Raw genomic sequence first — 13,361 nt, forward strand, 5'->3', positions numbered from 1 at the left:
CCCGTCAGAAGACGAACACGCCCGAGAGGTCCTCGAGCCGTTCGGACCGCTCGAGAGCGGTGTTGATGTCGTCGAGCCGGTACGTCGAGGTGATGACCGGCGACGGGTCGAGCGCGCCACGTTCGAGCAGACGGATGTACGCGGGGAGGTCGCGGCGCATGCGGACGTTGCCGTTCTGGGTGCTGAGCACCTGCCGGCTCTGGACGGCGAGGGGGATCTGTCCGAAGGTGACCTCGCCGGCCACGTCCTTCAGGCCGGAGAGCACGACGGTGCCGGCCCGTCGGGAGATCTCCAGCGCCAGGCGCTGTGCGGCGGGCGGCCCGGCGGCCTCGATGACCTTGTCGGCCCCTCGTCCCCGGGTCACGCCCCGTACGGCCTCCAGCGCGTCCTCGGGTGCGACGGCGGCCGTGGCTCCTGCCTTGGTCGCCACGCGGCGGCGCTCCTCCCGGGGTTCGATCACGACGACCTCGCGGGCCCCGGCCAGCCGCGCCGCTTGTACGGCCCACAGCCCCAGGTGTCCCGCTCCGACGACGGCGACCACCTCGTCGGGCCGGACGCGGGCGACGTTGAGGACCGCCCCCACCCCGGTGGTGACCCCGCATCCGAGGAGCGAGAGCACCTCCCAGGGCAGGTCCGTGTCGACGGGGAAGACCTGGTTCTGCGAGACGTTCATGATCTCGGCGTAGCCGCCGACGCATCCGGCGGCGTTCACCACCAGACCATCCGAGGTCCGGGCGACGTCCGGATAGACCCCGCCGAGGTCGAACAGCTCCGAGCACTGGTCGGGGCGGCCGATGCCGCAGTAGAAGCAGTGGCCGCACTCGGGTGTGCCGGGGACGACGACGCGCTGCCCCACCTCGATGCCGCGGACCTGGCTGCCGACCTCGACGACCTCGCCGGCCGAGGCGTGGCCGAGGATCGTCGGCGGGACCTTGCCGAGGCGGCCGTGAAAGCTGGTGACGTCGGTGGAGCAGAAGGGTGTCGCCCTGGTGCGGACCAGCACTCGGGTGGGCGCGAGGTCGAGCAGCTCGACCTCCTCGACAGTCAGGGGCTTTTCGAAGCCTCGCAGCAGGGCTGCTCTCATCGTCGTCATCGGGTGGCCTCCTGGGTCCCGGCGGCTCCCGCCGCGTGCCGTGCGAGGAGCGCCTCGTCGGTCACCGCCACGTCCCAGAGCCCCGCTCCCCCACCCCGGCGGTTGGTGTTCTGCACACTGGCGCCGCCGTCGACGGAGAAGATCTCGCCGGTGACGTAGCTCGACTCGTCGCTGAGCAGGAACGCCACCGTCGCGGCCACTTCCTCGGGCCGGCCCGCGCGCCGCAGCGGCGAGGTGCCCGCGCGTCGGCGCATGTCGGCCATCCCGGCCTCGCCGAAGATCGGGGTGGGCACGATTCCGGGAGCGACGGCGTTCACCCGCACGCCGATGGGGCCTCCGTAGACGGCGGCGCCGTGGACCAGACCCACCGTGCCGTGCTTGGACGTGGTGTAGGCCAGCAGGTCGTTGCTGCCGCGCAGGCCGGCGATCGAGGCGGTGACGACGACGGAGCCGACGCTGCCGCGCTGGAGGTAGTGGCGGAACGCGGCCCGTACGCCGAGGAACGGGCCCCGCAGGTTGACCGCCATCACCTTCTCCCACTCCTCGACGCTCACGTCGACGAGGTCGGCCAGGGAGCCGGCGATACCGGCGTTGAGATGGTGCAGGTCCACCCGCCCGAACGCATCCACGGCCACCCGCATGTAGGCGTCGACGCCGTCCTCGGTCGTCACGTCCGCACCGACGCCGACGGACTCGCCGCCGACAGCCGCGGCTACCTCCTTGGCGGCCGCCTCGTCGAGGTCGACGGCGACGACCTTCACGCCTTCCTCCACGAGCCGCTCCACCGTGGCACGTCCGAGGCCACCGGCGGCCCCGGTGACGACGGCGACCTTCCCGTCCAGTCCGCGCAGTGTCATGTCTTTCCGCCTCACTTCTGTCGCAGGAGTCGGGCTTGTTCCTCGCGCAGCACCGGCAGGGCCTCAAGTGCGCTCTGCATGCCCATGACCGAGGCGATCTCCATGACCTCCAGGAGTTCGCCGACGGTGGCGCCGTGACTCAGCGCGTTGTTCATGTGCGCCTTCCACCCCTTGACGTACAGGTGGGTGGAGGCACAGTCGAAGGCGGTGTAGACGAACTCCTTCACCTTCGGTTCCAGGGAGCCGTGCTGCCACGACACCGACGAGAAGTCGGTGTACGCCTCGAACATCTCCGGGTCGAGTTCGAGGATCTCGTCCCAGAACTCGTGCCAGTAGCCCCGGTTCTCGGTGAACCGCTGCTTCAGCTCCTTCTGGTACGCGTCGAGTTCGCCGGGGCCGTCGCGCAGGCCGCGTTCTTCGAGGAGTTCGGCGAGCAGCGGCACACCGATGTTCATCGCGTGGATGCCCAGGGTCGTCGTGAGCTCGATGACCTCGGTGATCTCACCCGGCGTGGCGCCGAGGTCGAGAGCCCGGCGGATGTGACGGCGCACGCCGGGGGCGTACAGGTGGGTCGCCGCCGCGTCGACGGCCAGGTAGATCAGTTCGCGGGTCTTGGGGTCCAGGTGCCCCTTGCGCTGGGGCACACCGGCCAGCCGTACGTACGCGGCAAGCAGTTCGGGCGCGAGTTCGAGCACCGCCTGCCACTGCTCGTCCCAGGCGCCGTGCAACTCGACGACGGCGTCCCGCAGTTCGTTCTCGGGCGGCGCGCTCATCCGGTCACCGGCTCTCGGTGCGTGGAAGCGTCGAACGCCCAGCGGGCGATCTCGGTGTGGTCCGCGGTGCCGGGCAGGGCGTCGAGTGCGCGTTCCCACAGGGCGACGGCGCGGTCGGCGAGGGGGCTCTCGACGCCGAGCTGGTGGGCCAGGTCGACGGCGATGCGCATGTCCTTGACCATCAGCTTCATGCCGAAGCCGGAGTCGTAGGTGCCGGGCAGCACGAAGTTGGGGAACTTGTTGTCCGTCGAACCGCTGCGCCCGCTGGAGGAGTTGATCAGTTCGACCATGACGGCCGGGTCGAGCCCGAACCGCTCCCCCGCCAGGACGCCCTCGGCCGTGGCCAGCAGATGGGTGGCGGACAGCAGGTTGTTGATGGCCTTGAGCGCGTGGCCCGCACCCACCGGTCCGGCGCGGCGGGCGGTGCCCATGGTCGCCAGCAGCGGTGACAGTCGTTCGACGTCGCCCTCGGCGCCGCCCACCATGATCGTGAGCTTGCCGTTCTCGGCGCCCTTGACCCCGCCGGAGACAGGGGCGTCGACGAGGGTGACCCCTCGGCTGCCGAGGGCGGCGGCCAGGCGCCTGGTGGACAGCGGGTCGGAGGAACTCATGTCCACGACCGTGCTGCCCGGGGCCAGCGCCTTCGACACCGCCGGATCAGCGAGCACCGCCTCGACCACCGCACTGCCGGGAAGCATGAGGACGACGAGGTCGGCGCCCCGCGCCGCGTCGGCCGCGGTCTCGGCGGTGGCGGCTCCGGCGGCGGCCGACGCGGCACGGGCCTCCGGGCTCAGGTCGAACGCGGTCACGGAGTATCCGGCGCGGACCAGGCGCGCGGACATCGGCGCGCCCATGTTCCCCAGGCCGATGAAGGCCACCGAGGGCAGGGCGGCGGGAGTCTCTGTGCGGTCAGTCATCGCCGTTGACCTCACCGATCACCTGCTCGGCGACACGGAAGGACTCCAGTGCCGCCGGGACTCCGACGTATATGGCCGTCTGGAGGAGCACTTCCTGGATCTCCTCGGTCGTCACCCCGTTGGTGAGTGCTCCCTTGACGTGGACGCCGAGTTCGTGGTTGCGGCCCAGGGCGGTCAGCATGGCGAGGTTCACCAGGCTGCGGGTGCGTCGCTCGAGTCCGGGACGGCTCCACACGGCGCCCCAGCAGTACTCGGTGACCAGCTCCTGCATCGGCCGGGCGAACTCACTGACGTTGGCCAGCGAGCGCTCGACGTGTTCGGCGCCCAGGACCGCCTTGCGGATGGCGAGGCCGGCTTCGTAGGTGTCGCGGTGGGTGGCGTCCTGAGGGCTGACGTCGGTGATCAGGGGCTCGGTCGCGGTGGTCGGGTGATCGGGTGCCATGGGTCTCAGTCCTCTGCGGTGACGGGAGCGGTGTACTGCTCGTGGCCGACTTCCTCGGCCCAGGCGGTCTTCCCGAGCGAGATGGCCGTGTGGGTCAGATAGGAGTCGGGGGCGGCGCCGTGCCAGTGCCGCTCGCCCGGCGGGCACCACACGGTGTCCCCGGCCCGCAGGGGGCGGACGCCGTCCTGTTCGGTCGCGACGAAGCCGCTCCCGGCCAGCACCTGGAGGATCTGGCCGTGCTCATGGGTGTGCCAGTAGGTGCGTGCGCCCGGTGCGAAGTTGACGGTATTGATGGTGACGCCGTCGGTGGCGGGCATGGTGAGGTGGGCGTGCACCGTGCCGGTGAAGAGCGAGCCGGTCTTGGTGCCGGGGCCGTGCTGGGTGGTTCCGTGGATGAGCTTCACGACTTGTCCTTCCCGGCGTCGTACGCGCCGTCGTGGACGCGGACGCGCCCGGAGAGGTCGCCGATCGCGTCGACGACGGTGTTGCTGATGTCCTGCTCGTAGCCGAGTTGGAGGGCCAGGCCGAAGGAGGCGAGCGGGGCGGCGGAGTTGGGGCTCGCGACGCCGAGGCCTGTGACGAGGTCGACGTAGGCGAGGACGTCCTTCATCATCAGCGCGTTGGTCAGGCCCCCCTTGAGGTAGTCGCCCTGGATGATCTTCGGGAAGCGGTTCTGTGTCGCGAAGTTGACGCCCGAGCTGGTGTTGAGCACGTCGAGGAGCACCTGGAGGTCGAGTCCGGCCTTGCGTCCGGCGACCATCACCTCGGCGGTCGCCGACAGGGCGATGGCGTTGAGGAAGTTGTTGAGCAGTTTGGCCGTGTGGCCGGCGCCGACGGGTCCGCAGTGGAAGACGTTGACGGAGAAGGCCGCGAGCAGCGGGCGCACCCGGTCGAGGGTCGTGGCGTCCCCGCCGACCATGAGGGTGAGGGCGCCCTTCTCCGCCGCGGCCGCGCCGCCGGAGATGCCGGCGTCGAGCAGGGTTGCGCCCCGCTGGGCGAGTTGTTCGTGCAGGTGCGTGGTGGAGGTGGGCGCCGAGGTGCTGAGGTCGACGACGACCTGACCCTCGCGGGCGCCTGCCAGCACGCCCTGCTCGCCGAGGACCACCGCTTCGACGACCTTGCTCTCCGGCAGGGACAGAAGGACGACGTCACACCTGCGCGCCACCTCGGCGACGGACTCGACGGGGGTCGCCCCGCACGCGGTGACGTTCTCCGTGCGCATGTCGTGGCCGAGGACGTCGTACCCGGCGGCCACCAGGCGGCGGGCCATCCGCCCGCCCATGTTGCCGAGGCCGATGAAGCCCACCGGCGCTGTCGTGCTGGTCATACTGCTCCTCCACCTTGGGGGACTCGGGGGCCGCCGCCGGCGGCACCGGGGCCGTCCTCGGGGACGCGCGGGCCGCCGATCACCGCGACGAACTCGCCTATCGGGCCGTCGAGCCGCCGGTGGCGGTCGAGCACGCCCGGGTCGTGGCCGGGGACGAGGATCGCCTGGCGGTCGGCGATGAGCTGGTTCATGTAGTCGAAGCCCCGGTACATCGCCTCGAGGTCGGCCACGACCAGAAACGGCAGGTCGCGCTCCAACTCCTCGTAGTAGTGCGTGGCGTCGGAGGCGAGCAGCACCAGTCCCTCGCTGGTCTTGACGGTGAGGATCGCCTGTCCGGGCGAGTGGCCGCCCAGCTCGATCAGCTCCACACCCGGCGCGATCTCCTCGTGGCCGCGGTGGAACACCATGCGCCCCTGCTCGTGGACGGCCCGCAGATGGTCGATCTCGGTCTCTTCCACGGTGTGGTGGAACTGGAACCGCCGCGCGCAGTCGCCCGTCCAGAAGTCGAACTCGGTCCGCGGCACGATCACTCGGGAGTCCTGGAACAGGTCCACATTGCCCGCGTGGTCGTAGTGGGCGTGGGTGAGGACCACGGTGGCCTCGGCCGACTCGACTCCCAGGCGGCGGAACGCCTCCCCCGGATGGATGAGATGCCCCCGGTTCCGGTTGCGCCCGCCGAGCTCGCTGTAACCGGTGTCGACGACGATCGTGCGCCGCTCGTTGCGCACGATCCAGACGTAGTAGTCCATCCCGATGGGGCCGTCCGGCTCGCCGTACAGATGGTGGTTGAGGAAGACCAGACCGCGGGTCGTCGTACGGGAGGCGTATCGCACGATGAGGACCTCGTACGTGTCGTCGGCGAGTGGTGGACTCACTGTCACCCCGTATGATTGTCGGACAATTACTCGGGACGCACGTTAGCGCAGACCAGAGCGTCCCGCAACGGTCGGAGCGACCCTCGCATCGCCTGCATGGCAGGCAAATGTCAGAACTCCATATTGACCGGCGGCGTCATATCGTATGACAATCATACGGCCCTGCTGAAAGCTTCACTTCCGGCACGGCACTACCAGACAAGGAGACCCGAGCTATGACGTATCTCGTCGGCTCCCACCACGTGACGCTGTCCGTGGGTGGTGCGCAGGAGGACGTGGACTTCCACACGCGAGTCCTGGGCATGCGTTTCATCAAGAAGACCGTGCTGTACGACGGTTCGACGCCGATCTACCACTTCTACTACTCCAACGCCAACGGCGACCCGTCGTCCGTGGTGACCACGTTCCCGTGGGCCCAGGCGGGGCTGTACGGCAAGCGGGGCACCAACCAGGCGCGCGAGGTTCTCCTCTCCGTTCCGGCCGGCTCCCTCGACTACTGGGTGAAGCGGCTGGGCGAGCACGACATCGAGGCCAGGCGCTTCGAGGCCCTCGGCCGGGGCCGGGTCGCCTTCCTCCACCCCTCCGGCATCGAGTACGTCCTGGTCGGCAACGAGAACGACCCGCGCGAGGGCTTCTCCGGCAACGGCGTGTCCCCCGAGGCCGCCGTCCACGGCATCCACGGCATGGGCATCCACGTGTACGACCAGGACCGCATGGTCGACTTCGGGAACGAGGCCTTCTTCTCCCAGGGCAAGGTCGAGGAGGACGGCGACCTCGCCTCCTTCCAGGCCGGCACCCAGGAGTACGGCAACTTCATCGAGCTGCGCGGGAACCGCTCCGACGAGCAGGGCACCTGGCGCTACGGCGCGGGCACCTACCACCACTTCGCCTGGAACCTCGACACCCTGGAGAACCAGAACGCGGTGAAGTTCGAGATCGAGGGCGCCGGCTACACCGACATCTCCGAGCTGAAGAACCGCACCTACTTCAAGTCCCACTACGTGCGGACTCCGGGCGGCGCCCTGTTCGAGCTGGCGGTCACCGACGACGAGGGCGGCTGGGACTGCGACGAGTCTCCCGAGGAGCTCGGCAAGAACTTCATGCTGCCGCCGCAGTTCGAGAGCGAGCGGGACGACATCCTCGCCCGTCTGGAGCCGGTCACGACCGACTGACGGTCCCCCGCCCTCCGCTCTCCCGTATCCGCCCGGGGCCCGGGCGCACCCATCACGCCCGGGCCCCGGCGCGCACCGCCCTCCCCGTCCGTCCCCGACAGGAACGAACAGTGAGCCTCACCTTCGAGAACATCACGCTCGGCCAACGCGTCCTCTTCGGGTACGGCCGTGCCGCCCGCAACCTCGCCGCGGAGGCCGACCGCCTGGGCGCCCGCCGAGTCATGGTGATCGCCGCGCCGGCCGAATCCGCGATCGCCGACCGCGTCACGGCGGACCTCCCGGTGGTGCTGCGGCACACCGACGTCCGGCCACACGTACCCGTGGAGCAGGCCGAGGCGGCCCGCGCCGCGGCCTCCGCCTGCGACGCCGACCTCGTCGTCTGCGTGGGCGGCGGTTCCACGACCGGACTGGCCAAGGCCGTCGCGCTCACCACCCGCCTGCCCATCGTCGCGGTGCCGACGACGTACGCCGGCTCCGAGGCCACGAACGTCTGGGGACTCACGGAGGCCGCCCGCAAGACCACCGGCGTCGACGACGCCGTCCTCCCGGTCGCCGTGGTCTACGACTCCGAACTCACCCTGTCGCTGCCCGTCGGACTGTCGGTGGCCTCCGGACTCAACGCGATCGCCCACTGCGTCGACTCGATGTGGGCCCCGAGGACCAATCCGGTCAACCAGGCCTTCGCGATGGAGGGCCTGCGGGCCGTCGCGGACGGGCTGCGCCGGATCGTCCGGGACCCGGACGACATCGACGGACGGGACGCCACGCTGTACGGCTGCTACCTGTCCGGGGTGGCCTTCGCCTCCGCCGGCTCGGGGCTGCACCACAAGATCTGTCATGTGCTGGGCGGGGCGTACGACCTGCCGCACGCCCAGACCCACGCCACCGTGCTGCCCTATGTGCTGCAGCTCAACGCGCCGGGTGCGCCGGACGCGGCCCACCGGATCGCCGCCGCTCTGGGCAGCTCTACGCCGGTCAGCGGTCTGAACGCGCTGCGCGAGACGCTCGACGCCCCGCGCGCACTGGCCGACCACGGAATGCGCCGCGAGGACATCCCCGAGGCGGCCGGCTTGATCCTGCCGTACGTGCCGCAGGACAACCCCGTCCCGGTCGGCACCGAGGAACTGACCGACCTGCTCACCCGTGCCTGGGCCGGGGAGCCACCACGAGACAGCGAGGCGGTCCGAGATGCCTGAGACGCCCGGGACCGAGACGACGGCTTTCACCACCGCGCCCGACAACCCGCACCTGGCGCGCCCACCACTGCTGCGCGGCGCGCCCCTCGACCGGGCCGGGCTGGTGGTCTACGCGGTGCACGGGCGCGGGCAGGGCCCGGGCTTCATGGTGGAGCAGGCCGAACGGGTCAACCTCCCGGGCGTGGCCTGGGTCGTCCCGGGGGCCGACAGCGACACCTGGTATCCGCGCGGCTTCCTGGCACCGCTGGAGGAGAACCAGCCGCACCTGGACCATGCCCTCGACACGGTACGCACCCACCTCGCCGACCTGGAACGCATGGGCTGGGCCGCACGGGACGTGGTGCTGTTCGGCTTCTCCCAGGGAGCCTGCCTGCTCTCCGAGTACCTGCTGCGGGACCAGCCGTCGTGTGCCGGCGCGTTCCTGCACACCGGCGGCCATCTCGGGCCGGTGGCCAAGCCCTGGCCCGCGCGACCGGAAAGCGGCCTGCCCGGCACCGAGATCGTGCTGCTGTGCGCGCAGGAGGACGAGTTTGTCCCTCTCGTGCGGGCCGAGCGGACGGCCGGCGCCCTGGCTTCCCTGGGCGCGAGGATCGAGCTGACCACGTACGACGACCCGCTGCACCACCTCAACGAGGACTCGGTCGTCCGTCTGCGGCGTATGCTGCGCACGCGCCTGCTGGAGCGGGCCGAGGTGGTCACGCAGAGCGCGCACCCGAGCGAGAGCCGTCCCGCCCCGTGACGACGACCGCGGCGAGCGCCCCCGACGCCCCGTACGGGCGCATACGGCGAAATCGCGCCACACAAGGCATTGATTGTATGACGAGCCGGCCGTAGCCTCGCTGCCGTGGAGCACGAAGGCTCGTGGGCGAGGAAGCCCCACTCGCGCCTGGAGTCGGCCTCGGTGATGGCCGACTCCAGGGACCGCGTCCTGCGGACGGTGCGCGAGGACATCTGCTGGTCACGGCTCCTTCCAGGGCAGCGGCTCGACGTGAACCTCGTCGTGGGACGCACCGGCGTCTCGCGGAGCGTGGTACGACAGGCCCTCCGTGACCTGTGCGACCAGGGCTGGCTGACCACCGTGGACGAGGGATGCGTGGTGGGCGTGCCCTCGCCGGAGGAAGCCGCCGAGATCGACGAGGTCCGGCGCGCCCTGGAGGAGGTCACCGTGCGGCGCTTCGTCGCACACGCCTCCGACTCGCAGCTGAGGGCACTGCACGGCGCCCTGATGGAGTTCGAGGACCTGGCGGAGCTCCCGCCGGACCCGTCGGCCCTGCTCCAGGCACGGGACAACTTCTACGGACTGCTGCTGCGTGCCGCCGGCGTCATGGTCACGCTGGACGCCCTGGCGAAACTGCGGGCGCGGATCATCGTGCTGATGTGTGCCTCCCTGTGCTCGCCCGGCCGTGCGCGTGCCGCGGGAGCCGAACTGCGCGCCGTCTACGAGGCGCTGGCCGACCGCGACGCCGAACGGGCCGTCCTCGCCTGCGCCACGCATGTGGACCGTTCGTACGAAGCGGGCTTCCGGGCACTGGCCGCCCTCGGCGGCCCCGAGCCCGGCACCGCGCTGAACTGAGCGCGGCCCGAGGGCCCGAATCTCTTTGATCCCACTCCTTTGATCCCACTCCATTGCTCGGACTCACGCTCGCAAGTATTGTATGACAATAATACGCACACACGGTCTGACGTGACGTCTGTCCGTCGGTGTCGGCATGCGTACCCGCTCCCCCTTCCCGACTCGCAGGAGCCCTCTGATGAGCACCGGCACCTCCGCAGCAGCCCCGCCCCTCACCCAGAACCCGGTCCTCAGTCGAGCCGTCCGCCGGCGCCGACTCGCCTTCTACGGGCCCGCTTTCGTCGCCGCCGTCGCCTACGTCGACCCCGGCAACTTCGCCACCAACTTCCAGGCGGGAGCCCGGCACGGCTACCTGCTCGTCTGGGTCCTCGTCTCGGCCTGTGCGGTCGCCATGTTCATCCAGTACCTGTCGGCCAAGACCGGTCTGGCCACCGGACGTGACCTGCCGACGCTGTGCCGGGACAGTTTCCGCCGCCCGGTCGTGGTGGGACTGTGGGCGCAGGCCGAGGTCGTGGCCATGGCCACCGACCTGGCGGAGTTCGTGGGCGCGGCGATCGGTCTCTATCTGCTCTTCGGCGTGCCCATGCTGCCCGCCGCGCTGATCACCGCCGTGGTGAGCTTCGCCATCCTGGCCCTCCAGCGGCGCGGCTACCGTCCCTTCGAGCTGGCGATCGTCTTCCTGCTCGGAATCATCGCCCTGGGCTTCGCGTACACCCTCGTCGCCGCCGGCGGCCAGTCCGCCTCGGGGCTGGCTGCGGGGATGACACCGGCCTTCCACGGCACCGACTCCGTGGTGCTGGCCATCGGCATCATCGGTGCGACGGTCATGCCGCACGTCATCTATCTGCACTCGGCCCTCACCGCGCAGCGGCAGGCGCCCGAGGGCCCGGCCGAGCGCAAGCGTGCCCTGCGCACCCTGCGCGTCGACACCACGCTGGGCCTGAGCCTGGCCGGACTGATCAACCTCTCGATGCTCTGCGTCGCGGCCGCCGTCTTCCACGGTGCCGCCGGGGACTTCGACGGCAGTCTCGGCAGCGCCCACCAGGGCTTCGACCGTCTCGTCGGCGGCGGTGCCGCGCTCGCCTTCGCCGCCGCGCTCCTGGCATCCGGCCTCTCGTCCTCAGGCGTGGGCACCTACTCCGGCCAGGTCATCATGGAGGGCTTCCTCCGGATGCGGATCCCCCTGTTCCTCCGGCGGGCCATCACCATGGCCCCCGCGCTGGTCGTCCTCGCGCTCGGCATGTCGCCGGACAAGGTCCTGCTGGCGTCGCAGGTGGTGCTCTCCTTCGGCATCCCGTTCGCGCTGATCCCCCTGGTGCTGATCAGCCGCCGCCGGGATCTGATGGGAGAGTTGGTCAACCGGCCCGTGACCACCTTCGTGGGGTGGGTGGCGGCTCTGCTCATCTCCGGTATCAACATCTATCTGCTGCAGCAGGTCTTCTTCGGCTGAGGTCAAGGCGTCGGGCCCCGCCGGTCCGCTGTCAGGCGGACGGAGTCCGACGCCCTTGACACCCGGCCGGGCGGCCTCCCCCACACCGTCGCCCAGCCGCGCATCGAGCGGCCGCTGCTGGCCGGCCTGTGCGAGGGCAACCATGATGTCGGGCCTTGCGGCCGGGGGCATCAGCGCCCGCGGTTGATCTGAACCGGGGCCTGACGGGCGGCGTCGGCGTATCGCGACCCGCCTCGGCCGCGGTGGCCTGGCGTCAGCGTGCCGCCTCGTCCTCGAACCCTGGCCGACCGCATGGGCCGCCTTGCCCCAGGACGCCTCGGCGGGTACGTCGCGGTCGCCGAGCAGATCGTGTTCGGGCCGTCATGGAAGTGCGGGCCTTATCTCAGGGGAGTTCGGACGACGGCGTACGAAACCCGGACGTAGCTGCTCGGTAGCCGCGCCTCTGCTGCTCGGTAGCCGCGCCTCTTCGGCATCACCGACTCCACCCCCGACGACTCCTGACCCCGGCCGCCGCGCCGTCGGCGGCCCCGCCCGGCACGCAAAACCAGCCGAGCGTGCGCCGGTCCTCAGCCGCGGCCATGCCGCCGATCCCCCGCCCCCCTCTCCCTCGACTCCAGCAGTACAGGCGAAAGCGGCCGCAACGGTCCGTGTGCCGAACAAGACGTGCGGAGGCTATGGCCCCGCCCGGGGTGCGTCGAGCGCTACGCGTTCCGGTGCGGGGGCCCACGACGATCTCCGTAGCGGCTGAACGCCAGGGGGCAGCGCTCCACCCCGCAGATCATCAACCGGGCCCAGGCCTGCCCCGGCAACGCGGATGGTCAGCCAAGGACTCTCGCCCCCTCACGCTCCCCGACCTGCAGCACCCCGAGCTGACCGGCACGCCCCGCAAGCAACTTGTAGCCGGTGTTCAGGCAGTTCCACGACGTTGCGGCCGAGCCGGTCCACGGTTGCGGCCGCCAACCCGCCGTACGGACCCCTCTCGTCGCGAGCCACGGGCCCAGTTTCGGCCGGGTCATCGTGTCGGTGGCGCCGGACACCTCCTCATAGTCGGCCCAGCCAATGATGTGGCCCCGACAGACGCGGCGGCGGTCAGCACGTCCTCGCGTTGCCGCTCTGGTGACGACGTGGCGAGTTTCATCCCGACAGCAAGACATCTCCGTTTCGAACAAGCAAGGTACGGAGATCGGCCGCGCCCAGGACGACCTTGCTCAGCCCAGGAAGCTCAGTCGAACCTGACGGTTGACATTGTCTTTATTGGTGTCCACCAGGCACACCGACTGCCAGGTCCCCAGCTCCAGTTGTCCGGCGAGGACCGGGAGGGTGGCGTGGGGTGGGACGAAGGCGGGGAGGACATGGTCGCGGCCGTGGCCGGGGGTGCCGTGGCGGTGCTGCCAGCGGTCGTCGGCGGGCAGCAGGGTGCGCAGGGCGGCGAGGAGGTCGTCGTCGCTGCCGGCGCCCGTCTCGATGATGGCGATGCCGGCCGTGGCGTGCGGGACGAAGACGTTGAGCAGACCGTCCCGGCCGACCGCCGCCTCGCGGAGGAACGCCTCGCAGTCGTGGGTGAGGTCGACGACCCGCTCGCGGGAGCCGGAGGCGATGTTCAGGACTCGGGTGGTGAAGGCATCGGACATGACTCCATCCTCGCGCACCGGGACGCCGTGGACGCGGAGCCGTGGACGCGGAGCC

At 70.6% G+C, this 13,361-nt stretch carries 14 protein-coding genes; 5 read left to right on the top strand and 9 right to left on the bottom strand.

The features are described 5' to 3' along the window. Positions 1-4: 4 nt before the first annotated feature. The 8 genes from HW837_RS41750 to HW837_RS41780 are packed head-to-tail and all read right to left on the bottom strand — an operon-like array spanning position 5 to position 6,284. A complete protein-coding gene (locus HW837_RS41750; RefSeq protein ID WP_196790108.1) occupies positions 5-1,093 on the bottom strand; it encodes a zinc-binding dehydrogenase in 1,089 nt (362 codons plus the stop codon). After that, complete coding sequence (locus HW837_RS41755; protein ID WP_093789968.1) at positions 1,090-1,950, bottom strand: SDR family NAD(P)-dependent oxidoreductase; 861 nt, start codon at positions 1,948-1,950, stop codon at positions 1,090-1,092. Before HW837_RS41755 ends, HW837_RS41750 begins: the two co-directional genes overlap by 4 nt. Positions 1,951-1,961: 11 nt before the next feature. Then, positions 1,962-2,723, bottom strand: a complete 762-nt coding sequence (locus tag HW837_RS48215; RefSeq protein ID WP_045560332.1) for a carboxymuconolactone decarboxylase family protein — start codon at positions 2,721-2,723, stop codon at positions 1,962-1,964. Further along, entirely contained in the window at positions 2,720-3,640 is a 921-nt protein-coding gene (locus tag HW837_RS48220) for an NAD(P)-dependent oxidoreductase (RefSeq protein WP_045560331.1), read from the bottom strand. The genes HW837_RS48215 and HW837_RS48220 overlap by 4 nt, the downstream gene beginning before the upstream one ends. After that, the gene (locus HW837_RS41765) at positions 3,633-4,082 is read right to left on the bottom strand and encodes a carboxymuconolactone decarboxylase family protein (protein WP_045560330.1); all 450 of its coding nucleotides are present in this window, start codon (positions 4,080-4,082) and stop codon (positions 3,633-3,635) included. Before HW837_RS41765 ends, HW837_RS48220 begins: the two co-directional genes overlap by 8 nt. A gap of 5 nt (positions 4,083-4,087) precedes the next feature. Further along, complete coding sequence (locus HW837_RS41770) at positions 4,088-4,486, bottom strand: cupin domain-containing protein (RefSeq protein WP_045560329.1); 399 nt, start codon at positions 4,484-4,486, stop codon at positions 4,088-4,090. After that, positions 4,483-5,409 (bottom strand): NAD(P)-dependent oxidoreductase, encoded by a 927-nt coding sequence (locus tag HW837_RS41775; protein ID WP_093789969.1) that lies wholly within the window; start codon positions 5,407-5,409, stop codon positions 4,483-4,485. Before HW837_RS41775 ends, HW837_RS41770 begins: the two co-directional genes overlap by 4 nt. Beyond that, on the bottom strand, positions 5,406-6,284 hold the full coding sequence (locus HW837_RS41780; RefSeq protein ID WP_196790107.1) for an N-acyl homoserine lactonase family protein: 879 nt from the start codon (positions 6,282-6,284) through the stop codon (positions 5,406-5,408). The genes HW837_RS41775 and HW837_RS41780 overlap by 4 nt, the downstream gene beginning before the upstream one ends. A 215-nt stretch (positions 6,285-6,499) precedes the next feature. Between HW837_RS41780 and HW837_RS41785 the strand changes: the two genes are divergently transcribed. The 5 genes from HW837_RS41785 (at position 6,500) to HW837_RS41805 (ending at position 11,675) form a co-directional block, all read left to right on the top strand. Next, the gene (locus tag HW837_RS41785) at positions 6,500-7,456 is read left to right on the top strand and encodes a VOC family protein (RefSeq protein ID WP_045560327.1); all 957 of its coding nucleotides are present in this window, start codon (positions 6,500-6,502) and stop codon (positions 7,454-7,456) included. Between the two features lie 110 nt (positions 7,457-7,566). Then, positions 7,567-8,652 carry a maleylacetate reductase gene (locus HW837_RS41790; RefSeq protein ID WP_045560326.1) on the top strand — a complete coding sequence of 362 codons (1,086 nt, stop codon included), beginning with the start codon at positions 7,567-7,569 and terminating at the stop codon, positions 8,650-8,652. Beyond that, positions 8,645-9,391 (top strand): alpha/beta hydrolase, encoded by a 747-nt coding sequence (locus HW837_RS41795; protein ID WP_093789970.1) that lies wholly within the window; start codon positions 8,645-8,647, stop codon positions 9,389-9,391. The genes HW837_RS41790 and HW837_RS41795 overlap by 8 nt, the downstream gene beginning before the upstream one ends. A 105-nt stretch (positions 9,392-9,496) precedes the next feature. Further along, positions 9,497-10,225: a GntR family transcriptional regulator gene (locus HW837_RS41800; protein ID WP_045560325.1), complete on the top strand. Its 729-nt coding sequence runs from the start codon at positions 9,497-9,499 to the stop codon at positions 10,223-10,225. A 178-nt stretch (positions 10,226-10,403) separates the two neighbouring features. After that, positions 10,404-11,675, top strand: a complete 1,272-nt coding sequence (locus HW837_RS41805; protein WP_045560324.1) for an Nramp family divalent metal transporter — start codon at positions 10,404-10,406, stop codon at positions 11,673-11,675. A 1,208-nt stretch (positions 11,676-12,883) separates the two neighbouring features. On the opposite strand, the gene HW837_RS41810 is transcribed toward HW837_RS41805, so the two are convergent. Beyond that, positions 12,884-13,306 carry a secondary thiamine-phosphate synthase enzyme YjbQ gene (locus HW837_RS41810; protein ID WP_093789971.1) on the bottom strand — a complete coding sequence of 141 codons (423 nt, stop codon included), beginning with the start codon at positions 13,304-13,306 and terminating at the stop codon, positions 12,884-12,886. Between the last annotated feature and the right edge of the window lie 55 nt (positions 13,307-13,361).

This window comes from Streptomyces caniscabiei (assembly GCF_014930365.1).
In the GTDB taxonomy this organism is placed as follows: Bacteria; Actinomycetota; Actinomycetes; order Streptomycetales; family Streptomycetaceae; genus Streptomyces; species Streptomyces caniscabiei.

Bases quoted from the DNA above. Each gene is read 5' to 3' on its own strand.
- HW837_RS41765 (WP_045560330.1), bottom strand. From the start codon at position 4,082: ATGGCACCCGATCACCCGACCACCGCGACCGAGCCCCTGATCACCGAC.
- HW837_RS41775 (WP_093789969.1), bottom strand. From the start codon at position 5,409: ATGACCAGCACGACAGCGCCGGTGGGCTTCATCGGCCTCGGCAACATG.
- HW837_RS48215 (WP_045560332.1), bottom strand. From the start codon at position 2,723: ATGAGCGCGCCGCCCGAGAACGAACTGCGGGACGCCGTCGTCGAGTTG.
- HW837_RS41755 (WP_093789968.1), bottom strand. From the start codon at position 1,950: ATGACACTGCGCGGACTGGACGGGAAGGTCGCCGTCGTCACCGGGGCC.
- HW837_RS41810 (WP_093789971.1), bottom strand. From the start codon at position 13,306: ATGTCCGATGCCTTCACCACCCGAGTCCTGAACATCGCCTCCGGCTCC.
- HW837_RS41795 (WP_093789970.1), top strand. From the start codon at position 8,645: ATGCCTGAGACGCCCGGGACCGAGACGACGGCTTTCACCACCGCGCCC.
- HW837_RS41785 (WP_045560327.1), top strand. From the start codon at position 6,500: ATGACGTATCTCGTCGGCTCCCACCACGTGACGCTGTCCGTGGGTGGT.
- HW837_RS41750 (WP_196790108.1), bottom strand. From the start codon at position 1,093: ATGACGACGATGAGAGCAGCCCTGCTGCGAGGCTTCGAAAAGCCCCTG.
- HW837_RS48220 (WP_045560331.1), bottom strand. From the start codon at position 3,640: ATGACTGACCGCACAGAGACTCCCGCCGCCCTGCCCTCGGTGGCCTTC.
- HW837_RS41805 (WP_045560324.1), top strand. From the start codon at position 10,404: ATGAGCACCGGCACCTCCGCAGCAGCCCCGCCCCTCACCCAGAACCCG.